The sequence below is a fragment of the Streptococcus oralis genome (genome assembly GCF_001075875.1).
GTDB classification, from domain to species: Bacteria; Bacillota; Bacilli; order Lactobacillales; family Streptococcaceae; genus Streptococcus; species Streptococcus oralis_I.
Window position 1 is genome coordinate 1 of record NZ_JUOS01000023.1, and the last position, 22,583, is coordinate 22,583.

At 39.5% G+C, this 22,583-nt stretch carries 22 protein-coding genes and 1 pseudogene; 7 read left to right on the forward strand and 16 right to left on the reverse strand.

Going from position 1 to position 22,583, the window contains the following annotated elements:
* Nucleotides 1-197: 197 nt before the first annotated feature.
* Nucleotides 198-1,454 (forward strand): tyrosine--tRNA ligase, encoded by a 1,257-nt coding sequence (gene tyrS, locus ADM33_RS01145; RefSeq protein ID WP_049502816.1) that lies wholly within the window; start codon nucleotides 198-200, stop codon nucleotides 1,452-1,454.
* 76 nt (nucleotides 1,455-1,530) lie between these two features.
* On the opposite strand, the gene ADM33_RS01150 is transcribed toward tyrS, so the two are convergent.
* Nucleotides 1,531-3,594 carry a heavy metal translocating P-type ATPase gene (locus ADM33_RS01150; RefSeq protein ID WP_049502817.1) on the reverse strand — a complete coding sequence of 688 codons (2,064 nt, stop codon included), beginning with the start codon at nucleotides 3,592-3,594 and terminating at the stop codon, nucleotides 1,531-1,533.
* Nucleotide 3,595: 1 nt separating this feature from the next.
* Entirely contained in the window at nucleotides 3,596-3,874 is a 279-nt protein-coding gene (locus ADM33_RS01155; RefSeq protein ID WP_000910910.1) for a DUF6110 family protein, read from the reverse strand.
* 151 nt (nucleotides 3,875-4,025) lie between these two features.
* Here ADM33_RS01155 and ADM33_RS01160 point away from each other — a divergent pair, with 151 nt between their 5' ends.
* Nucleotides 4,026-4,874, forward strand: coding sequence for a putative RNA methyltransferase (locus ADM33_RS01160; protein WP_049502818.1), 849 nt, complete (start codon nucleotides 4,026-4,028; stop codon nucleotides 4,872-4,874).
* Between the two features lie 108 nt (nucleotides 4,875-4,982).
* Here the strand turns inward: ADM33_RS01160 and ADM33_RS11670 are convergent, their stop codons facing one another.
* The 3 genes from ADM33_RS11670 to malQ all read right to left on the reverse strand — a co-directional run bounded on the left by ADM33_RS11670 (nucleotide 4,983) and on the right by malQ (nucleotide 9,262).
* Nucleotides 4,983-5,189 carry a hypothetical protein gene (locus ADM33_RS11670; RefSeq protein ID WP_049502819.1) on the reverse strand — a complete coding sequence of 69 codons (207 nt, stop codon included), beginning with the start codon at nucleotides 5,187-5,189 and terminating at the stop codon, nucleotides 4,983-4,985.
* Nucleotides 5,190-5,463: 274 nt separating this feature from the next.
* The gene (gene glgP / locus ADM33_RS01170) at nucleotides 5,464-7,722 is read right to left on the reverse strand and encodes a glycogen/starch/alpha-glucan family phosphorylase (RefSeq protein WP_049502820.1); all 2,259 of its coding nucleotides are present in this window, start codon (nucleotides 7,720-7,722) and stop codon (nucleotides 5,464-5,466) included.
* Nucleotides 7,723-7,744: 22 nt separating this feature from the next.
* The gene (gene malQ / locus ADM33_RS01175; protein WP_049502821.1) at nucleotides 7,745-9,262 is read right to left on the reverse strand and encodes a 4-alpha-glucanotransferase; all 1,518 of its coding nucleotides are present in this window, start codon (nucleotides 9,260-9,262) and stop codon (nucleotides 7,745-7,747) included.
* Nucleotides 9,263-9,679: 417 nt separating this feature from the next.
* Between malQ and ADM33_RS01180 the strand changes: the two genes are divergently transcribed.
* From ADM33_RS01180 to ADM33_RS01200, 5 genes are all read left to right on the forward strand, one after another.
* Nucleotides 9,680-10,951 (forward strand): extracellular solute-binding protein, encoded by a 1,272-nt coding sequence (locus ADM33_RS01180; protein WP_049502822.1) that lies wholly within the window; start codon nucleotides 9,680-9,682, stop codon nucleotides 10,949-10,951.
* A 110-nt stretch (nucleotides 10,952-11,061) separates the two neighbouring features.
* A complete protein-coding gene (locus ADM33_RS01185) occupies nucleotides 11,062-12,354 on the forward strand; it encodes a carbohydrate ABC transporter permease (protein WP_000414976.1) in 1,293 nt (430 codons plus the stop codon).
* 1 nt (nucleotide 12,355) lies between these two features.
* Complete coding sequence (locus ADM33_RS01190; RefSeq protein WP_049502823.1) at nucleotides 12,356-13,198, forward strand: sugar ABC transporter permease; 843 nt, start codon at nucleotides 12,356-12,358, stop codon at nucleotides 13,196-13,198.
* A gap of 204 nt (nucleotides 13,199-13,402) precedes the next feature.
* The gene (locus ADM33_RS01195; RefSeq protein WP_049502824.1) at nucleotides 13,403-14,203 is read left to right on the forward strand and encodes a DUF1189 domain-containing protein; all 801 of its coding nucleotides are present in this window, start codon (nucleotides 13,403-13,405) and stop codon (nucleotides 14,201-14,203) included.
* Nucleotides 14,204-14,212: 9 nt separating this feature from the next.
* Nucleotides 14,213-15,199, forward strand: a complete 987-nt coding sequence (locus ADM33_RS01200; RefSeq protein ID WP_049502825.1) for a LacI family DNA-binding transcriptional regulator — start codon at nucleotides 14,213-14,215, stop codon at nucleotides 15,197-15,199.
* 63 nt (nucleotides 15,200-15,262) lie between these two features.
* Here the strand turns inward: ADM33_RS01200 and ADM33_RS01205 are convergent, their stop codons facing one another.
* The 11 genes and pseudogenes from ADM33_RS01205 to ADM33_RS11820 form a co-directional block, all read right to left on the reverse strand.
* Nucleotides 15,263-16,204: a YitT family protein gene (locus ADM33_RS01205; RefSeq protein WP_049502826.1), complete on the reverse strand. Its 942-nt coding sequence runs from the start codon at nucleotides 16,202-16,204 to the stop codon at nucleotides 15,263-15,265.
* Between the two features lie 18 nt (nucleotides 16,205-16,222).
* A complete protein-coding gene (gene aspS / locus ADM33_RS01210) occupies nucleotides 16,223-17,980 on the reverse strand; it encodes an aspartate--tRNA ligase (protein WP_049502827.1) in 1,758 nt (585 codons plus the stop codon).
* Nucleotides 17,981-18,128: 148 nt separating this feature from the next.
* A complete protein-coding gene (locus ADM33_RS01215) occupies nucleotides 18,129-18,344 on the reverse strand; it encodes a hypothetical protein (protein WP_000832173.1) in 216 nt (71 codons plus the stop codon).
* An 18-nt stretch (nucleotides 18,345-18,362) separates the two neighbouring features.
* Nucleotides 18,363-19,004, reverse strand: a complete 642-nt coding sequence (locus ADM33_RS01220) for a CPBP family intramembrane glutamic endopeptidase (protein ID WP_049502828.1) — start codon at nucleotides 19,002-19,004, stop codon at nucleotides 18,363-18,365.
* 9 nt (nucleotides 19,005-19,013) lie between these two features.
* Complete coding sequence (locus ADM33_RS01225) at nucleotides 19,014-19,712, reverse strand: ABC transporter permease (protein ID WP_049502829.1); 699 nt, start codon at nucleotides 19,710-19,712, stop codon at nucleotides 19,014-19,016.
* Nucleotides 19,705-20,529, reverse strand: a complete 825-nt coding sequence (locus tag ADM33_RS01230; RefSeq protein WP_049502830.1) for an ABC transporter ATP-binding protein — start codon at nucleotides 20,527-20,529, stop codon at nucleotides 19,705-19,707. The genes ADM33_RS01225 and ADM33_RS01230 overlap by 8 nt, the downstream gene beginning before the upstream one ends.
* Before the next feature lie 10 nt (nucleotides 20,530-20,539).
* The gene (locus tag ADM33_RS01235; RefSeq protein WP_049502831.1) at nucleotides 20,540-21,277 is read right to left on the reverse strand and encodes a DUF3169 family protein; all 738 of its coding nucleotides are present in this window, start codon (nucleotides 21,275-21,277) and stop codon (nucleotides 20,540-20,542) included.
* Between the two features lie 14 nt (nucleotides 21,278-21,291).
* A complete protein-coding gene (locus tag ADM33_RS01240; protein ID WP_049502832.1) occupies nucleotides 21,292-21,642 on the reverse strand; it encodes a PspC domain-containing protein in 351 nt (116 codons plus the stop codon).
* On the reverse strand, nucleotides 21,639-21,842 hold the full coding sequence (locus ADM33_RS01245; RefSeq protein ID WP_049502833.1) for a hypothetical protein: 204 nt from the start codon (nucleotides 21,840-21,842) through the stop codon (nucleotides 21,639-21,641). Before ADM33_RS01245 ends, ADM33_RS01240 begins: the two co-directional genes overlap by 4 nt.
* Complete coding sequence (locus tag ADM33_RS01250; protein ID WP_049502834.1) at nucleotides 21,842-22,048, reverse strand: helix-turn-helix transcriptional regulator; 207 nt, start codon at nucleotides 22,046-22,048, stop codon at nucleotides 21,842-21,844. Before ADM33_RS01250 ends, ADM33_RS01245 begins: the two co-directional genes overlap by 1 nt.
* Nucleotides 22,049-22,057: 9 nt before the next feature.
* A pseudogene (locus tag ADM33_RS11820) lies at nucleotides 22,058-22,525 on the reverse strand (hypothetical protein).
* Between the last annotated feature and the right edge of the window lie 58 nt (nucleotides 22,526-22,583).

The following is a 22,583-nucleotide window of genomic DNA, read 5'->3' on the forward strand; positions in this document are numbered from 1 at the left end:
AGTGTTTTGAGCAACCTGCGGCTAGCTTCCTAGTTTGCTCTTTGATTTTCATTGAGTATAAGCTAGTGCTATTATACCATATTTCACTCGTTTCCAAAAAAGTCCAAGTAGCAACTTTCTTCCCGATTTTACTAGGTTATTTACCAAGTTTGTGGTACAATAGGTAGAAACAATATTTTACAAAGGAGAAAAGACACATGCACATTTTTGATGAGCTAAAAGAGCGTGGTTTGATTTTTCAAACGACTGATGAGGAAGCTTTGCGTAAAGCCCTAGAAGAAGGTCAAGTTTCTTATTATACTGGCTACGATCCAACTGCTGACAGCCTTCACCTAGGTCACCTTGTCGCAATCTTGACAAGTCGTCGCTTGCAGTTAGCAGGTCACAAACCATATGCGCTCGTTGGCGGTGCTACAGGTCTCATCGGAGATCCGTCCTTCAAAGATGCTGAGCGTAGTCTCCAAACAAAAGACACAGTAGATGGCTGGGTCAAGTCTATCCAAGGACAACTTTCTCGCTTTCTTGACTTTGAAAATGGTGAAAATAAAGCTGTCATGGTCAACAACTACGACTGGTTTGGCAGCATCAGCTTCATTGACTTCCTCCGTGATATCGGGAAATACTTCACTGTCAACTACATGATGAGCAAGGAGTCTGTGAAGAAACGTATTGAAACAGGGATTTCTTACACTGAGTTTGCCTACCAAATCATGCAGGGGTATGACTTCTTCGTTCTTAACCAAGAGCACAATGTAACCCTTCAAATCGGTGGTTCTGACCAGTGGGGAAATATGACTGCCGGTACAGAATTGATTCGTCGTAAGGCTGACAAGACTGGTCACGTGATTACTGTTCCACTCATTACAGACGCAACTGGTAAGAAATTTGGTAAATCTGAAGGAAATGCTGTTTGGCTCAACCCTGAAAAGACTTCTCCATACGAAATGTACCAATTCTGGATGAACGTCATGGATGCTGACGCTGTTCGCTTCTTGAAGATCTTTACCTTCTTGTCACTTGATGAGATTGAAGACATCCGTAAACAATTTGAAGCGGCGCCACACGAACGTTTGGCTCAAAAAGTTCTCGCTCGTGAAGTCGTAACACTTGTTCACGGTGAAGAAGCCTACAAAGAAGCTCTCAACATCACTGAGCAACTCTTTGCAGGAAATATCAAAAACCTTTCTGTCAAAGAACTCAAACAAGGGCTTCGTGGTGTGCCAAACTACCAAGTACAAGCAGACGAAAACCACAACATCGTGGAACTCCTCGTATCTTCTGGTGTGGTTAACTCAAAACGTCAAGCCCGTGAAGATGTTCAAAATGGAGCTATCTATGTCAACGGCGACCGCATCCAGGACCTTGACTATGTCTTGAGTGACGCAGATAAGTTAGAGAACGAACTCACTGTTATCCGCCGTGGTAAGAAGAAATATTTTGTATTGACTTACTAAATTGTTAAACATTTACCTATAAACAAAGGAGTTACCCTCGAGAAAGGTAACTCCTTTTTGTTGTTGATAACCACATCTATCTAGCCTTAATAGACAGGCTACGCAAGACTATGCGTAAGGTTGTTAGATTATGTAAGATAGAAAGATTTGAAGGGCTGAGCCAGTTAAACAAGCCAAAGCCAATCAAACTACTATTTACGACAACGGTATCTTGAATATTCTTCTTGATGAGTGTTTGCAAAGATGATGATAGCGAATCCAACTCTTGGAAGAAATCCAAGCGATTATCTAACAATAAGATATCACTCATCTGCTTAGAAATATCTGCACTCTCATTCATCACCACACCGATATCTGATAGGGTTAGAGCCGCTGAGTCATTCAATCCATCTCCAACCATCAAAATAGTGTGACCTGCTTTCTGCAGTTCCTCTACTAACTCAAATTTCCCATCAGGTTTTAAGTCTGTATAGATCTGATCAAAGGGCAAATCTTTGACTAATTCCTCTGTTCTAACCAAGGTGTCCCCTGTTGCCAGAATCAATTTTTTCCCTTGTGCCTTAAGTTTCTCCAAGGCTGCTTTTGCTTCTTTTCTTAAAGGAGTATGAATACAGAACATTCCAATCAATTCATTCTGGTAGGCTAAGAATAAGAGATTGTAGTGACTCTTGTACTCTTCAATTAAAGCATTTTGTTCTGAACTGATATGAATCCGCTCATCCTGCATCAAGACATAATTCCCAATAAGAACTGGTTGGCCATCTATATGAGATTTGATCCCCTTACTTGCGATATATTGGAGTTTCCCATGCATTTCCTCATGTTCAATTCCCTCTATCTCGGCTTGCTTGACGATGGCATTAGCAATAGGATGATAAATGTGTTCCTCAAGACAGGCACTGATTCTGAGAATATCTTCCTCACTATTGTCTCCAAAAGGTAACACCTTTTCAACTATCGGATAGCTAGTTGTGATCGTTCCCGTCTTATCAAACAAGAAAGTATCAACTTCCAGGTATTTCTCCAGAACATCTCCATCCTTAATCACCATTTCACGGTTCAACCCCTCCTTGATAGCTGTCAAATAAGCTACAGGAGTAGAGATTTTCAAAGCGCAGGAGAAATCGACCAATAGGAAAGAGATAGCCTTAGAAAAAGAACCCGTTAATAGGTAAGTCAGCCCAGCCCCCAAGAAATTATATTTGACGACCTTGTCCGCCATCTTGATGAAATAGCGTTGTTTCGTTTTCTTGTTTTCTTCAGATTTTTTCATCAACTCAATCAGCTGTAAAATACGGCTGTTCATCTGATTATCGGTTACACGAATGCGTAGCTCCCCAGTCTCCAAGACTGTGTTTGCACAAACCGAATCAAACTCTCTTTTTTCAACTGGAAAACTCTCTCCCGTCAAGGAACTTTCGTTGACCATACCTAAACCTGAAACTACTTGTCCATCAAACAGAATTTCATTTCCTTGAGATAGGACCAAGACATCTCCTATTTGAACATCGGAACTCTTGATACTAACAACCGTATCGCCCTGTACTAAGAATACATCGCTCTCTTTTGCAAGAAGGCTTTGTTCTAAATCTGTTGCAGTTTTTTTCAAGGACCACTGATCTAAATGATTCCCCAAATCAAGCATAAACATGATATTGCTAGCTGTCTTGGATTGGTTCATAAACAAGGACAATAAAATCGCCGAACAGTCCAAGACCTCCATCGTTAGTTCCTTACGCGCTAGTGTTTGATAGGCTTCTCTAATATAGCCAAAAGCCTGATAACAAGTCCATATATAGCGAATAGGATACGGCACAAAACTACGAAAAAGTATACGCTTAATCGCTGCACCTGAAACAATAGAATAAGCACTCTCTTCTCTACGAATGGGAAGAGTCATCAACTCAGAAACTTTCCCTTTATCAATTCTTTTTAAAAAGGCTTCTGCATTATCTAATACAGAAAAGCCTTCTTTTATACGTAGAGTAAAGTGCTGTTGATCCATGTAAAACTGGATAGACTCAATCCCCTTTTCATCTCTCGCCAAGGAACGAAGATAGTCTTGAATATCCAAGGTGAGTGAAAAAGAAGATGATAGTCGGATATGTTGGTATCCTCTATGTAGCACTTTAAAAGACATATTATTCTCCTATAAGGCTATCTAATTGCTCTTCTTTTTTCTCTTGCTCGTACAAATATTTGGCATCTTGCAAGACATCGTCTCCATGTTGTTTCACAACAGAAACAGATGCATCTAGCCCGTCTTTCAACTTGTAAGCCTTAGCCAAAGCTTTAGAATAACCTTTTTTAGCTTCCTTACTTGCTAAGATTTTCAAGCCAAGGGTACCAAATGCGACACCACCCAAAAAGAGTGATGATTTTTTCGCAACTTTTGCAACGGTTAATACTTCTTTTAACATACTTATTTCCTCCTTATCATTATTATATAGAAATTTAGATATAAAAGCAATTTTATTCTATAAATTGGAGAACTAGTTTTATTTCTACTGAATCTCCCATCTACTTATTCCTAAAGTTGCTTTCATTTGCCTCTTTTGATACACTTAAACTATGAATACAAACCTCAAACCAAAACTCCAGCGTTTTGCTTCTGCGACTGCCTTTTCCTGCCCTATCTGCCAAGAAAATCTGACCTTGGTAGAGCCTAGTCTTAAATGTGAGAATCGGCATTCTTTTGACCTAGCAAAATTCGGCTATGTCAATCTTGCCCCTCAAATCAAACAATCCGCCAACTACGATAAAGAAAACTTTCAAAATCGCCAGCAAATCCTAGAAGCTGGCTTTTACCAAGCTATTCTAGATGCCATCTCTGATTTAATTGCAAGTTCAAAAACTGCCAAAACAATTTTAGATATCGGCTGTGGCGAAGGCTTCTACTCTCGTAAACTCCAAGAAAGTCACTCTGATAAAACCTTTTATGCCTTTGACATTTCAAAAGACTCGGTCCAAATCGCTGCTAAAAGTGAAACCAACTGGACAGTCAACTGGTTCGTTGGCGACCTGGCTCGACTTCCTATAAAAGACGCTAGCATGGATATCCTGCTTGATATCTTTTCCCCTGCTAACTATGGTGAATTTCGCAGAGTTTTATCCCAAAACGGTATCTTAATCAAGGTCATCCCGACTGAAAACCACCTCAAGGAAATCCGCCAAAGGGTACAGGAGCAGCTGACAAAGAAGGACTATTCCAATCAAGATATCAAGGAACATTTCCAGGAACATTTCAGCGTTCAATCTAGTCAGATAGCTTCCCTGACCAAGCCTATCACCGCAGAGCAAAGACAGGCCTTACTCAGCATGACCCCCCTCCTCTTTCACGTCAATCAAAGCAAGATTGACTGGAGTCAGTTGACAGAGATTACCATCGAAGCAGAGATTCTGGTCGGAAAAGCACTGTAAATAAATTTTTGAGATACTACAAATCCCGCACCTCTTCTTGAGATGCGGGTTTAAAACACGATTTTTCACTGTCTTTTCGAAAAGTATAAAAAATTTTGACCTCTCCATTTATTTTCGATTTGAAATGAAAAATTTATCAATAAATAGCAAGTGATATAAGGCAAGTGATACCCCATAACAACATCCATGAAAAGAGATTTCTTGATGAGTCAGTGGAAACGAAGAACTATTACCCGTCAAGAGGCATGCCCCAATTACAAAAAGAATCCAAAATAAATCCGTCCATTTGTATTTTGAAAAATATTTTTTCCACATATAAACACCTTCTTTCCTATAATCATATTATAATACTTTATGTAAGCGAATGCAATAAATTTAAGGTAACAGCTAAGAAGAACCTTAGGCTTAAAGGTAGTACAACCAACCTTCTTAGTGTTCTCTAGGTTTGATTTTTAAGTCTAGAAATTATTGACAAATTATTTTTTCTTTTGAGACCAGTCAACCTCAAATCCATAACATTCAAAAAAGCGAATTTCAATTGAAACTCGCTTTTTTGCTAGATAGTGTAATAACTATTAAATTATATATCTTAGTTCAAGTGCCAGATATCTTCGTTATACTGAGCGATTGTACGGTCAGATGAGAAGAATCCTGCTTTAGAAATGTTAACGATAACTTTGTCCAACCATGCGTCACGGTCTTCGTAGTCAGCCAACATTTGCTCTTTAACTTTGATATAGTCTTCCAAGTCAAGAAGAGTCATGAACCAGTCTTTGTTGATTAATTCGTTATAAAGACGTTCCAAGCGTTCAATCTTACCAACTGCAAGAACAGCGTCACTCACGATAAAGTCAACCAATGGTTTGATCGCTTTACGAGCGTAGAATTCGCTTGATTTGTAAGCTGATTTTGCGTAAAGGTCGATAACAGTTTCTGAATCTTCACCAAAGATGTAGATGTTTTCGTCTCCAACCAACTCAGCGATTTCCACGTTAGCACCGTCCATAGTACCAAGAGTCAAAGCTCCGTTCAACATGAATTTCATGTTACCAGTACCTGAAGCTTCTTTAGAAGCAAGTGAGATTTGTTCTGAGATATCACATGCTGGGATAAGGAAGCTTGCTGCAGTAACGTTGTAGTTTTCAACCATAACCACTTGTAAGTGTGGTGCAACTGCTGGGTCGTTAGCAATCACTTCTGACAAGCAAAGGATCAAGTGGATGATGTCTTGAGCAATTGTGTAGGCAGGAGCTGCTTTACCACCAAAGAAGACTGTGATTGGACGAGCAGGGATGTTACCAGCCTTGATGTCAAGGTATTTATGGATAACATACAAAGCGTTCATTTGTTGGCGTTTGTACTCGTGAAGACGTTTGATTTGGATATCAAAGATAGAGTTAGTATTGATTTCCACACCTTGGTGTTCTTTCAAGTGACGAGCCAATTTACGTTTGTTGTGGGCTTTGATGCTTTCCAATTTTTCTTTGACAGCAGCCTTGTCTTCGTATGAAAGAAGGTCTTCCAATTTAGAAGCTTCATGGTGCCATTCGCGGCCAAGGATTTCATCCAAGTAGTGAGACAAGCTTGGGTTAGCATGCATGAGCCAACGACGGAAAGTAATACCGTTTGTTTTGTTGTTGAATTTTTCTGGGTAAAGATCGTAGAAAGCTTTCAACTCTGAGTTCTTCAAAATTTCTGTGTGAAGAGCGGCAACCCCGTTTACGCTGTATCCATAGTGGATATCCATGTGGGCCATGTGTACACGATCGTTTTCATCAATGATTTGAACAGCTGGATCTTTGTATTCAGCACGAACACGACGGTCCAATTCTTTGATGATTGGTACCAAGTGAGGAACCACTTCTTCCAAGAATTCAAGAGGCCATTTTTCAAGGGCTTCAGCAAGGATTGTGTGGTTTGTGTAAGCAGTCATGCTACGAACGATAGAGATTGCTTCATCAAGTTCGATACCACGTTCAGTCAAAAGACGGATCAACTCAGGAATCACCATTGATGGGTGCGTATCGTTGATTTGTACAACTGCGTAGTCAGCAAGGTCATGCAAGTTGCTTCCTTTTTCGATTGCTTCATCGATGATCAATTGAGCACCGTTTGAAACCATGAAGTATTGTTGGAAGATACGGAGCAATTCACCTTGTTTGTCGCTATCGTCTGGGTAAAGGAAAAGAGTCAAGTTGCGAGCGATGTCTGTCTTATCAAAGTTGATACCATCTTCGATGATAGAAGAGTCAACTGAATCCAAGTCAAACAAACGCAAGCGATTTTTAGTAGCTGTTTTGTATCCAGGTACATCGATATCGTAAAGAGTAGATGTTAATGTGAAGTGTGCAAATGGTACTTGGTAGCTACGGCTTGAGCGAACCAACCAGTTTTGGTCAGTCAACCAAGCGTTAGGAATTGTTTCTTGTTGGTTGTTTTTAAGAACTTGTTGGAAAAGACCAAAGTGGTAGTTCAAACCAACACCGTCACCGTTCAAACCAAGTGTAGCGATTGAGTCGATAAAGCAGGCTGCCAAACGTCCCAAACCACCATTACCAAGTGATGGTTCCAATTCTACTTCTTCGATTTCGATCAACTCTTTACCTGCGTCAGCAAGTTCTTTTTTAACTTCGTCATAAAGACCAAGGTTAATCAAGTTGTTTGACAAGAGTTTACCAATCAAGAACTCAGCTGAGATGTAGTAAACTTTTTTCTTACCAGTGTTCACTGGTTTTTGGCTGCTTGCAAGTTTGCTGTAGTTAAGAAGAGCAAGGTAAAGCTCCTCATTGCTACATTCTGCGATAGATTTATTGTAACGATTTTGTACAAATTCTTTTAATGGTAACATTTTTATGTCTCCTGATAATGTCTTATTTCTTTAATTCTACCAAATTTTCATTGATTCGGCGATAAATTGTAGTCAAGTCAAGCAAAGTTTCTTCGACAGCAGGAGTCAATTGATCCTCTGTCATACGCCATGACCAGTTTCCACCAAGAGTAGATGGGAAGTTCATACGAGCTGAACCATCCAACTCTAGCAAATCTTGCATAGTTGCAATCGTCATGAAACTTACTGATGCGAAGGCTGTACGAAGCATAGCGTGCACCACTGTTTCGTACTCTTTACGGTTTGTGTAGCGTGCCATGTACTCACGAGTTGGATCATCAATCTCATCACGGTACCAACCAAGAACAGTGTTATTATCGTGTGTTCCTGTATACATAACTGAGTTTGCTGGTGCCAAGTGTGGGCTGTCGATACTTTCGTCTTCTGGATTGAAGGCAAATTGAAGGACCTTCATTCCTGGGAATCCAGTGCGCTCACGAAGCTCGATGACTTCATCAGTCATAAATCCAAGATCTTCAGCGATAATGTTCAAGTCACCAAGTTCTTCTTTAACCGCTGCAAAGAGTTTGTAGTCAGGTCCTTTCACCCATTTACCAGGTGCCGCTGTTTCAGAACCAGCTGGGATTTCCCAATAAGACTCAAATCCACGGAAGTGGTCGATACGCACGATATCGTAGATTTTAAAGCTTTCACGCAAGCGTTCAATCCACCATTTGTAACCATCGCGATCCATTGCTTCCCAGTCATAGATTGGGTTACCCCAAAGCTGACCAGTCGCAGAAAACTCATCTGGTGGGCATCCTGCGATGCAAGTTGCTTTCCCATTTTCATCTGTTTTAAAGAGGTGTGGATTTGCCCACATATCGCTTGAATCTTCAGCAACATAGATTGGCATATCACCCACAATCTCGATGTGGTTTTCGTTAGCGTATGCTTTCAATTTCAACCATTGTTGGAAGAAAAGGTATTGGGTTACGCGGTGGTAAACAAGCTTGTCAGCTAATTTCTCACGGTAGCTTTCAAGAGTTGAAGCTTTACGCGCACGAATATCTGCATCTGGCCACTCTGTCCAAGCAAGATTATCAAAATGCTCCTTGATAGCCATATACTCTGCAAATAGTTCAAGCCATGATTGATTTTCTTGAGCAAATTTTTCGAAGTCTTTGACATCTCCGGCTTCAAGGAAACGTTTGACAGCTTTCTCTAGAAGCGGACGACGTGCATAGTAGATTTTAGCGTAGTCAACTTCAGTTGGGTTGCTACCAAAGTCAATCCCTTCAAGATCACTAGCATCTAGTAAACCTTGCTCAACCAAGATATCAAAATCGATAAAATGAGTGTTCCCAGCAAAGGCTGAGAAGGATTGATAAGGAGAATCTCCGTAGCTCGTTGTTCCTAAAGGAAGGATTTGCCAGTAACGTTGCTTTGTACGAACCAAGAAGTCAACGAAATCATAGGCGCTTTGACCAAATGATCCGATTCCGTAAGCTCCTGGAAGTGATGAGATGTGCATCAACACACCACTTTGACGTTTCTTCATAATAGCACCTCAAGTGTTTTTTAATTAATTGTTCAAATTTGTGCGCAAACGTTTGCGCTATTTAAAGTATAACCCATTTCTAAAATAAATGCAAGCGTTTTTAAAAAACTTTTTATTGTTTAATCTTTTTTGACAAACTTTCAAGTTACTATATTCTTATTTTCAATACCCTTTTAATCATCATCCTAATCATGCAATCGTTTCCCTTCAATTATTTTTGAATCAAAATTTTCATGATTACATCTTTCTCTTCTATATATACAAACAATTTTAGGAATTATCCAGTCACAAGCTTTTTAATTTTTTTTCAAAAAAATGCTTGCAACCGTTTTCTGTTTGTGCTATACTAAGGTTATAAGGGAAAACGTTTGCGTTTCCTCGAAATTAAAATTTGTTATTCTTTAGGAGGAATACACTATGTCAACTAAATTCATGAAGAGCGCAGCTGTACTTGGTACTGCTACTCTTGCTAGCTTGCTTTTGGTAGCTTGCGGAAGCAAAACTGCTGATAAAGCGGCTGATTCTGGTTCATCTGAAAGTAAAGAACTTACTTTATACGTTGAAGACCAATATAAAGCATTTGCTGAATCAGCTGCACAAGCTTACGAAAAAGAAGCTGGAGTAAAAGTTACTATCAAAACAGGAGACCAAATGGGTGGTCTCGATAACCTTTCTCTAGATAACCAATCTGGTAAAGCTGCTGACGTTATGATGGCACCATACGACCGAGTAGGTAGCCTTGGTAAAGACGGACAACTTTCAGAAGTGAAATTGAGCGACGGTGCTAAAACAGATGATAAAACTAAATCTCTTGTAACAGCTGCTGACGGTAAAGTTTACGGTGCTCCTGCTGTTATCGAGTCACTTGTTTTGTACTATAATAAAGACTTGATTAAAGAAGCTCCAAAAACTTTTGCTGAATTAGAAGAACTTGCTAAAGATAGCAAATATGCCTTCGCTGGTGAAGATGGTAAAACAACTGCCTTCCTTGCTGACTGGACAAACTTCTACTATGCATACGGACTTCTTGCTGGTAACGGCGGTTACGTATTCGGCCAAAACGGTAAAGATCCTAAAGATATCGGACTTGCAAACGAAGGAGCTATCACTGCTATCAACTACGCTAAAACTTGGTACGAAAAATGGCCTAAAGGTATGCAAGATACAGAAGGAGCTCCAAACCTAATCCAAACTCAATTCCAAGAAGGTAAAACAGCTGCTATCATCGATGGTCCTTGGAAAGCTCAGGCCTTCAAAGATGCTAAAGTAAACTACAGTGTTGCGACTATCCCAACTCTTCCAAACGGTAAAAACTATGAAACATTCGGTGGTGGTAAAGCTTGGATCATCCCATCAAGTACTAAGAACCTTGAAGCTGCTCAAAAATTTGTAGACTTCCTTGTTTCAACTGAAGAACAAAAAGCCTTCTACGATAAAACTAACGAAATCCCAGCTAACACTGAGGCTCGTTCATATGCTGAAGGTAAAAACGATGAGTTGACAACAGCTGTTATCAAACAGTTCCAAAACGCTCAACCAATGCCAAACATCCCTCAAATGTCAGCTGTTTGGGACCCAGCTAAAACAATGCTATTTGAAGCTGTAAGTGGTAAGAAAGATGCTAAGACAGCTGCAAACGATGCTGTAACATTGATCAAAGAAACAATCAAACAAAAATTTGGTGAATAAAAAATTTGTTCAAGGGGGGTGGAATTCAAATCCCCCTTTGAATTTATCAATAGAAAACATATATAGTTTAGGTTTTAATTAGAAACCAGTATCCTATGAAAGGAGTTATTATGGAAAAGCAACAACCTAGTAAAGCAGCACTGCTGTCTCTCATTCCTGGGTTAGGACAGATTTACAACAAACAAAAGGCAAAAGGTTTTATCTTCCTTGGTGTAACCATCGTATTTGTCCTTTATTTCCTAGCACTTGCAGCCCCTGAATTGAGCAACCTCATTACTCTTGGTGACAAGCCAGGTCGTGATAATTCCCTCTTCATGCTGATTCGTGGTGCCTTCCATTTAATCTTTGTAGTCGTTTATGTACTCTTTTATTTCTCAAATATTAAAGATGCACATACTATCGCAAAACGTATTAACAATGGAATTCCAGTACCACTTACGCTAAAAGATATGATCAAAGGAATCTATGAAAATGGCTTCCCTTATCTCTTGATTATTCCGTCTTATATTGCCATGACCTTTGCAATCATCTTCCCCGTTGTCGTAACCTTGATGATTGCCTTCACAAACTATGACTTCCAACACTTGCCACCAAACAAATTGTTAGACTGGGTTGGTTTGACCAACTTTACAAACATTTGGAGCTTGAGCACCTTCCGTTCTGCCTTTGGTTCTGTTCTTTCTTGGACTATCATTTGGGCTTTATCTGCCTCAACTTTACAGATCGTGATTGGTATCTTCACAGCTATCATTGCTAACCAACCATTTATCAAAGGAAAACGTATCTTTGGTGTTATTTTCCTTCTTCCTTGGGCTGTCCCAGCCTTCATCACTATCTTGACATTCTCAAACATGTTTAACGATAGTGTTGGAGCAATCAATACCCAAGTTATCCCTCTCTTTGCTAAGGTTCTTCCTTTCCTTGATGGGGCGCTTATTCCTTGGAAAACAGACCCAACTTGGACTAAGGTTGCCTTGATTATGATGCAAGGCTGGCTTGGATTCCCATATATCTACGTTTTGACTTTGGGTATCTTGCAATCTATTCCTAACGACCTTTACGAAGCAGCTTATATTGACGGTGCCAATGCTTGGCAAAAATTCCGCAACATCACTTTCCCAATGATCTTGGCTGTTGCAGCACCTACTTTGATTAGCCAATACACCTTCAACTTTAACAACTTCTCTATCATGTATCTCTTCAATGGTGGAGGACCTGGTACTGTCGGAGGGGGAGCTGGTTCAACTGATATCTTGATCTCATGGATCTACCGCTTGACAACAGGTACATCACCTCAATACTCAATGGCGGCAGCTGTTACCTTGATTATTTCTATCATTGTCATCTCAATCTCTATGATCGCATTCAAGAAACTACACGCATTTGATATGGAGGACGTCTAAGATGAATAACTCAATTAAACTCAAACGTAGACTGACTCAAACCCTTACTTACCTTTACTTGATTGGCCTTTCAATCGTGATTATCTATCCACTGTTGATTACTATCATGTCAGCCTTCAAGGCAGGTAACGTGGCAGCCTTTAAACTAGACAGCAACATCGATTTTAATTTTGATAACTTTAAAGGACTCTTCACTGAAACCTTATACGGTACTTGGTACCTCAATACTTTGATTATTGCCTTGATTACCATGGTTGTGCAAACAAGTATTATCGTACTTGCTGGTTATGCTTATAGCCGTTACAACTTCTTGGCTCGTAAACAAAGTTTGGTCTTCTTCTTGATTATCCAAATGGTGCCAACAATGGCCGCTTTGACTGCCTTCTTCGTTATGGCACTTATGTTGAACGCCCTTAACCACAGCTGGTTCCTCATCTTCCTCTACGTTGGTGGAGGTATCCCAATGAATGCTTGGCTCATGAAAGGTTACTTTGACACCGTGCCAATGTCTCTTGATGAGTCTGCAAAACTGGATGGTGCAGGACACTTCCGCCGCTTCTGGCAAATCGTTCTCCCTCTCGTTCGCCCAATGGTTGCTGTACAAGCACTCTGGGCCTTCATGGGACCTTTCGGAGACTATATCCTCTCTAGTTTCTTGCTTCGTGAGAAAGAATACTTTACAGTTGCCGTAGGTCTACAAACCTTCGTTAGCAATGCGAAGAACTTGAAGATTGCCTACTTCTCAGCAGGTGCTATCCTCATCGCTCTTCCAATCTGTACACTTTTCTTCTTCTTGCAAAAGAACTTCGTTTCAGGACTTACAAGCGGTGGCGACAAGGGGTAATATACCCCCGCCACCCTTTTTCTTTTTTGAACTTGTGCTTATATAGTCTGATGAAAAACAAGAACTTATTTAAAATCCCCTCATGGTTAGTTGATAATTTTTATTAAAAGTCTACTTTTAACAAGGATTTGTCTCCCCTGCTTGAAATAAAATACATTTCTCTATATAATACTCATATAGAAAAATGCCTATAGAAAGAGATTTATGTTACCATATCCATTTTCTTATTTTAATAGTATTTGGGGATTTCGTAAGCCCCTACCTCAACGTTTTGGTCTCAACTGGTTTCAACTGATTTTTACCAGTATTTTCCTGATTAGCTTGTCTATGGTCCCTATTGCCATCCAGAACAGTTCTCAGGAAACTTATCCTTTAGAAACTTTCATCGATGATGTCTACACTCCTTTGACGGATAGTGTGGTTCAGGATTTGGCTGCCAATGCAAAGATTGTAGATGGTAAGTTGAGCTATACAGGTTCATCTCCTCATCAAGCTTCTATCCAAATCGGAAACCCTTCTAGTTCAAACCTCCCTGAGGAATTACTTCTGAACTTTGAACCTGAGAAACTCATCATCAGCAAGCAAGGAAAAGAATTGACCAGCATTCGCTATCACGCGATAACGACTGAGAGCTTCCAAAGCAAGGAAAGCTTAACACAAGCCATTTCTAAAGACTGGTATCAACAGAATCGCGTCTATATTAGTCTCTTTCTTGTGCTTGGTTCTAGCTTCCTCTTTGGACTTAATTTTTTTATTGTTGCTTTAGGTGCTAGCCTCTTGCTCTACTTCACGAAAAAATCGCGTCTCTTTTCATTTAAAAGCTACAAAGAGTGCTATCATTTCATTTTGAACTGTTTAGGATTACCAACCTTACTTGCCATGATTCTAGGTCTCTTGGGGCAAAACATGGCAACTTTGATTACTGTTCAAAATATTTTATTTGTTCTATACCTGGTCACTATCTTTTACAAAACGCATTTCCGTGATCCAGACTACCATAAGTAGGAGATTATTATGCCTGTTACGATTAAAGACGTGGCCAAGGCTGCAGGGGTCTCACCCTCAACCGTAACCCGTGTTATTCAAAACAAATCAACCATTAGCGATGAAACCAAAAAACGAGTTCGAAAGGCTATGAAAGAACTCAACTACCATCCTAACCTCAATGCCCGAAGCCTGGTTAGTAGTTATACGCAGGTTATCGGCTTGGTTCTTCCAGATGATTCAGACGTTTTCTATCAAAATCCTTTCTTTCCTTCTGTCCTTAGAGGGATTGCACAAATTGCTTCAGAAAATCACTATGCTATCCAGATTGCAACTGGAAAAGACGAAAAAGAGCGCTTAAATGCAATTTCACAGATGGTCTATGGAAAGCGTGTAGACGGTCTTATCTTCTTGTATGCCCAAGAAAATGACCCCTTGGTTAAACTCGTTACTGAAGAACAATTTCCCTTCCTCATCCTTGGCAAATCACTATCACCCTTCATTTCGCTTGTTGACAATGATAATATTCAAGCTGGTTTTGATGCGACAGAATACTTCATCAAAAAAGGATGCAGCCGCATTGCTTTCATCGGTGGTACCAAGAAACTCTACGTTACGCAGGATCGTCTAACAGGTTACGAGCAAGCCCTCCAAGAACACAAACTATCTCTTGATAGTCATCGTACCTTTTTCGCTGATGAATTTCTTGAAGAAAAGGGATATAAATTTAGCAAACAACTTTTTGAATACGATCCAAAAACCGATGCTGTTATCACAACAGATAGCCTCTTAGCGGAAGGTGTTTGTAACTACCTCAACGAACATCAGCTTAATGTCCCTGTTCTCAGCTTTGACTCTGTTAACCCAAGATTAAACCTAGCGGCCTATGTCAATATTAATAGTCTTGCTCTCGGCCGCACTTCGTTTGAGACGATTCTTCAAATCATTAATGATGTCAAAGAAAATCGTCAAATCTGCTATCGTCAAGTGATTGCACATGAAATCATTGAAAAATAAGAAAAACCAACTCTAACATCTTTTGCTTAGAGTTGGTTTTTTGTAATCTATTTTTATAATTGATTAGTTTTCGACTTCAACAAATCGGCCTAGGATATGAACGTTTTCTGAAACAGAAACAAAGGCTGTTGGATCAACTTGCTTCATGATCAGTTTAAAATCATTGAACTCTGCACGAGTGATAACCGTAATCAAAACAGCCTTACGTTCGTGGTTATAGGTTCCTTCAGCATCATGAATCATAGTGGCTCCACGATGCAATTTATTATGGATCTTCTCAATGACGGCATCTGGATTGCTAGTGACAATCATAGCCTGCATGCGTTTTTGTTTGGTGAAAACTGCATCTGTCACACGACTTGATACAAAGATGGTAATCATGGAATAAAGGGCATATTTCCAACCAAAGGTCACTCCTGCAATCAACATGATTGTACCGTTCACCAAGAAAGAGATACTTCCGACGTTACGACCTGTCTTCTTACGAATGGTTAGGCTGACAATATCTGTTCCGCCACTGGAGATGTTATGACGTAGTGCAAATCCAATTCCCAGTCCCATGACAACTCCACCAAAAAGGGCATTGATGATTGGATCCTCTGTCAAGACCACCACCGGCACAAACTGGATAAAGAGCGAGCTCATGGATACCGTGATAAATGTAAAAATTGTGAACTTATGTCCAATTTGATACCAAGCCAAAATCATGAGAGGAATATTGATGGCATAAAATGCTACTGAGATTGGGAAATGAAACCCAAACCAGTGGTTACTAAGGGCAGATATAATCTGAGCCAAACCTGTCGCACCACTTGAATAAACGTGCCCTGGTTGGAAAAAGAAATTGACAGCTACTGCTGATAGAAAACCATATACCAGAGAAGCTGAGATTTTTTCATCGTATTTTTCTCGAGAAATACTTTGTAAAACACGCAAAATCTTTACTCGATAAGCAAAGCGGCGAAGATAATGATTCCACTTTTTAGTTAGTTTCGTTTGTTTCATCTTGTTCTACTCAATATTTCAAATTTTATAGCCAGAGGGTTTCAATTGAATCTCTAATTCTTCTAATTGTTTAAGAGCTACTGTTGATGGTGCTTGCGTCATTGGGTCAGTTGCCTTGTTGTTCTTAGGAAAGGCAATGACTTCGCGGATATTTTCTTCTCCAGCGAGCAACATGACAAAACGGTCAAGACCGATCGCCAAACCACCGTGTGGTGGGAAGCCATAATCCATAGCTTCCAAAAGGAAACCAAACTGGTCATTTGCTTCTTCAGCTGAGAAGCCAAGAGCTTTGAACATACGTTCTTGGAGTTCTTTTTGGTTGATACGAAGGCTACCACCGCCAAGCTCATAACCGTTCAAAACGATGTCGTAGGCAATAGCACGAACCTTAGCCAAATCACCTTCAAGCTCATGAGTAGTTTCTGCTTGAGGAAGAGTAAATGGATGGTGGGCACTCATATAACGGCCTTCTTCTTCAGACCATTCAAACATTGGCCAGTCAACAACCCAAAGGAAGTTAAATTTATCCTGATCAATCAAGCCTAATTCTTTAGCAATACGTCCACGAAGGGCTCCAAGTGTTGCATTAGCTACTTCAAGCGTATCAGCCACAAAGAGAACCAAGTCTTTATCTTCAAGACCAAGCGCTGTTGTCAAGTCTGCTTGGATACCAGTCAAGAATTTTGCAACTGGACCGTTTAATTCGCCATCAACTACCTTGACCCAAGCAAGACCTTTAGCACCATACTGCTTGGCTACCTCTGTCATCTTGTCAATATCTTTACGAGAGTAGTTGTCTGCTGCATCTTTAACTACAATGGCTTTAACCGCAGGAGCTTCTGAGAAGACTTTGAAATCTACACCCTTGACAAGATCTGTCAAGTCTTGAAGCAACATTTCAAAACGAGTATCAGGCTTGTCAGAACCATAAAGAGCCATAGCATCATCATACTTCATACGAGGGAATGGCAGCGTTACTTCAATCCCTTTTGTTTCCTTCATCACGCGCGCAATCAAGCCTTCTGTGATATCTTGGATTTCTTGCTCAGTCAAGAATGAAGTTTCCAAGTCGACCTGGGTAAATTCAGGTTGGCGGTCACCACGCAAATCTTCATCGCGGAAACATTTAACGATTTGGTAGTAACGGTCAAATCCAGCATTCATCAACAACTGTTTTGTAATCTGCGGACTTTGAGGAAGAGCGTAAAAATGCCCTTTATTAACACGAGATGGCACCAAATAGTCACGCGCCCCTTCTGGTGTTGACTTAGAAAGGAATGGTGTTTCTACATCGATAAATTCCAACTCATCCAAGTAGTTACGGATAGAATGGGTTACCTTGGCACGAAGTTTAAGATTTTCCAACATTTCTGGACGACGAAGGTCAAGGTAACGGTAACGTAGACGTGTATCATCGTTTGCTTCAATGCCATCCTTGATTTCAAATGGTGTTGTTTTGGCTGTATTAAGTACAGTAAGAGCTGCTACATTCAATTCAACTGAGCCAGTCGCCAACTTATCATTGGCCTGCTCACGTGCAGCAACCTGACCAGTAACCTCGATGACAAATTCACTACGAAGGCTTTCAGCTGTTGCCATCACCTCTGCAGATACTTTTTCTGGGTTGATAACCAACTGCATGATTCCTTCACGGTCACGAAGATCGATAAAGATCAAACCACCAAGGTCACGACGACGGGCAACCCAGCCTTTCAAGGTAATTTCTTGTCCGATGTGCTCCTCACGAACACGACCAGCATACATACTACGTTTCATGTTTTCTCTCCTCTTTTATTCTGTTACTATTTTACCATAAAAGCGCAGGCTCTTCATGAAAATCATCAGAAAAGTTGAGAAGAATCCTGCTATAAATGAAAAAATCCAGCAAAGTCATTCGCTGGATCTTATTTTACTTGGAATTTCTTTATTTTTTACGCTTTTCAGCAATCTCTGCAGCCTTTTTAGGGAGAACAATCTCCGTTGCATAGGCTGTCGCAAATCGCATAATACCTGCAATTGGTGCAAAAATAACTGCTAGATTATTATAAAAGAAATCCCCTTTAAAAGCATAGGCAAGCGCTCCAATAATGAAGAAGAGAACAACTGCCTGAATCACTGCTAATAATATCACTCGTTTCATGACTTCCTCCTGAGTCTATTATAGCATCATTATCATGACAAATGAAATTAAATTGTTCAAGGCATGCAATCCCATACTATAAGCCAGACCACCCTTGTTGATATAAGCCAATCCCATGCTAAACCCAAGCGCACTATAAACTAGAAATTGTTGAGGAGAAGTAGGGAAATGGACAAGTGCAAAAATTACAGTGCTTACAAGAAGAAAGAGAGCTGTCTGCTTAAGGTTATCCTGTTGTGGGAAGACAAAACGAGCCAACATACCTCTAAAGGTTAATTCTTCTGTCAGAGGCGCAAAGACCACTATCATAAAGAAAGAGAAGAGAGGTTGACTATGAGTCAATTGTTCTGCCATCTGTTGACTGACTGATGGATCATTTGGCAAAAAGAATTGAGCAACAATGACAAGGGCCCATACCAAGGCAGGCAACCAGATGTATTTGTTAAGGGCTGTTTTTTCAATCGTAACGGTTCCTGTCTTATACCACTTGTAGGTAACGAAGGTGAAAATTCCTGCTAATAAGACATAAATTGGAACAGCAACATATTCAGGCGCACCCATTTTCATGGCTTCTAAGCCTACGCCCTGAATAAAACTATAGACCATAATAAATGATAAGAAAGTAAGACTATACCAACCGATATTTTGAAGTGTTTTCATAAGATTCTCCTATTTTCCTTTATAACTATTTTTCAATTCAAAGAGACATGCTAGGCCTAGAACAAGGACCCATGACAATAAAAGACCAAGATTTCCCAGAGACAATTCTCCTCCACCTTCTTTTAATAGACCTACAAAAGGACCGATAAAAGAATAGTCCAACAGTTTTTGAACCGTATCATTTTGAAGAGCAATCATAGGTAAAAAAGAAACAATGAACATAGGAAAGATACTATAGACTTGCGCTTTAGATTGAGTATCTGATACTGCACCGATTAGAAGGTTGAGAAAAATAATACAAATAGTTGCTAGGAGCAAATAGATAGCATAGGCAAATAAATAACCAGATACATCTACTTTAAGATAGATGGGAAGTACAATCATAGCAAGCAACATTATCAAAATAGGAAGAACGAGCATACTGAAAGTATATTCTGTTGCTGTCACACCACTTAGAATAAGTGATTTGAGATTTCGTTTTTCCTTATCTTCTGCCATCATAATCGATACCATATAACCACTTCCCATGCTCAAGACCATCGTCAAGCTAGCAGATAGTAAAAATAGGCTCACTTCTCCATTCTTATTTAAAAATTCATTTAATAAAACAGCAATACCAAAGGGCATCAATAAAGTTGCTAACAAAGTTGAATTGCTAATAAGAACTTGCACTCTTAACCATAGTAGGGCATTTAATTTTCTAAACATCTAACTTTTCTCCTGTCAATCTGATAAAGATTTCTTCTAAAGTTGGCTCACAAGAGTGAACAACCATCAAATCTGTCGTGTCTAAATGCGGCAATTCTTCAAACAGAACTATTTGTTCTCTTCCATCTTTATAACCTACACGTACTTTCTTATCCACATGGTATTTTTGAATAATCTCTTGTGGACTTCCATACTCTATTAAATTTCCCTTATTTAAAAGAGATAAGCGATCACAAAGCAAAGTTGCTTCATTCATATCATGCGTGGTCAGAAAGATAGTTGTCCCCGCCTGTTTTAATTCTTGAAGTAGGGTATGAATCATCTTAGATGTTGTAGGGTCTAGCCCACTGGTTGGCTCATCTAGAAAGAGGATCTTAGGAGCATTAAGAAGGGCACGAGCCAAGAACATTCGTTGTTTCATTCCTGTAGATAGTTTTTCTGCGATAATATCTTTAGCATCTGCCAATCCAACCTGTTGGAGCACCTGATTTACTCTATCTGACTTGAGGCCATATAACTTAGCGTAAATGAGAAGATTTTTGTAAAGACTCATCTTTTCATAAAAACCACTGCCATCACTAACTATACCGATTTGTTCCAAATCATTTGAGGTTAAATCTTTAGAATTCTTGCCTAACAAAATTGTGTTACCTTGATCTGCAGTCAACTGGCCTGTTAAGACATTGATCATAGTTGTTTTACCTGAGCCAGAAGGACCAAGAAAACCAAAGATTTCACCCTCCTTAATCTCAAAAGAAATCTGATGAAGGGCTTTTTTGCTCCCAAAATTTTTGCTTACATTTTCAACACGAATCATAGAAACTCCTTTATTTAAAATAGCGTTTTACCATAGGTAACTGCATCACATTGATATAAATATGGATTGCTCCTACGAGCAAGAAGGCTAGTAACTGAATCTCTCCTGTCAGTAAAGAAAAGAGAGCAATCAGAAAGTACAAAGCTGGCAAGACATACTGATGTAATTGGAATAAAATCCGAAAACTCTGTTCCAAATTAGCCTGGCGCTCCCCTTCATCGTAAGAATTGATAAAGTCCATGACATCCCTTGGTGTAGAGAAAAATGCCAAATCAAACTGACGAACAATCGCAATGGTTTTATAAAGATATTTTTGAGCATTAAAAATTAACACTAATCCCAAAAAAGAAAGAGATAAGGTTAGATTGCTTCTATTTAGTATAACCACTTCACTTGCTGAAATAAAGAGAGCCAATAAAATCGCTACGTTTGTAATATTAAAAGCAATGTTACCAAACTCAAGATTCCGGTACATTTGCACATAATAGATTTCATTCAGGTCATCATCCATTTCCTCTTGATACAAGGAATGAAATTTTCTGCTTTTCTTTAGGAAATTGAACGTCAAAAGAATGCTAATGAAACCTAACAGTAAACAAATAGTTGATATCCAGGGTATCAAGACTTTTACATCTAAAATAACTTCGTAGGATTCGGCACCGGCCTTATACATCCCTACAAAACCGCCCAAGAAACCTCCAAAGACAACAGCTGCTAAAAATAATAATAATCCACGTTTCTTTTCCATCTTTTAACCTCTTTCTAAACCAATCCAGCCAACCACTGACCAAAGGCTTTACCTGATTCAAAAATAGCTGTCAAACCTTCTGTTCCAAGTGACACCAAAAGCAAACAAACAGCAAACAAGAGAATAGCTTGATTTCTTGCTTTTTTCGCCCCTTCTTCTAAAGGAACTCTCTCAAGCCAACCTGCTAGATAAGCATAGAGAACAACTGTTATAATCCCAATCTCCGTCGAAGAGGGAAACAAGAAGACTGTCACCAAACGAACGATATTGGTCTGGATGTTAAAATAATTTCCTATACCTGCACAGACACCTGCAAGTTCTTTGTTCTCAGTATCTACTTGAAAACCTGCTAAAAATTCTTTCATAATTTTTCTCCTTTTACGATCTCTTTAAACTTTATCTTTCTCTCTACCCATCTAAAGACTAATAGTAGCACTAAATTTATCCAGAAGAGATACTTACTTTCGACGATTGTAAACCAACCAAATAGGGTTCCAATCATAGCCAAAAGATTCACGATAAACACAACTATACATAGATAATAAATCACTTTATACTTGTTCATCACTTATCCTCCTCCAAGCGAAAGACTGACTCGACTGGCTCATGGAATATCTGAGCAATCTTCAGGGCAATGACGATGGATGGCGTGTACTCATCCCGTTCTAGCAAACTGATGGTTTGCCTGGACACGCCAGCTAGCTTGGCCAGTTCGGTTTGATTCAGGCCATCGCGAGCCCGAAGCTCTTTTAGACGATTTTTTAGTTGCATGTCACACACCTACTCTCCGTCAAATTGAATTGTTTGGATATCCTCAATGCGTTGTAGTTTGAATTTTTCTTTTCCCTTTTTATCTACACGTCGTAGCTTGACCCATTCCTCATCAACATCCACAACTTCCCAGTTATCTGTTCCAAATAATTGTCCAACGATGACCGGCGTTCTCCCAATCATTTCTTTTAATAATCTTGACATTTCTGTATTTCCTTTCTCTTTTCGCTCAAACTTTTTGATTTTATTTCCTAGTTTCTTGACCTTTTGGGTATGGTCGAGATAAAAGATTATCATAAGAGGTACAAATTCTAATGCCCACATAATCGTTCCTTTCTGCTATACTTTTCTTAACTTGATTTCATTGTAACACATCTTTTTATTTTTGACAAGTATCTTTGTCAAAAAGTTTAATATTTTTGTCATTTTGCAAAAGAAAAAGGTCAGGAGTAAGATCCTGACCAGTTTATCTATCATTAATACTCTTCGAAAATCAAATTCAAACCACGTCAGCTTCACCTTGCCGTACTCAAGT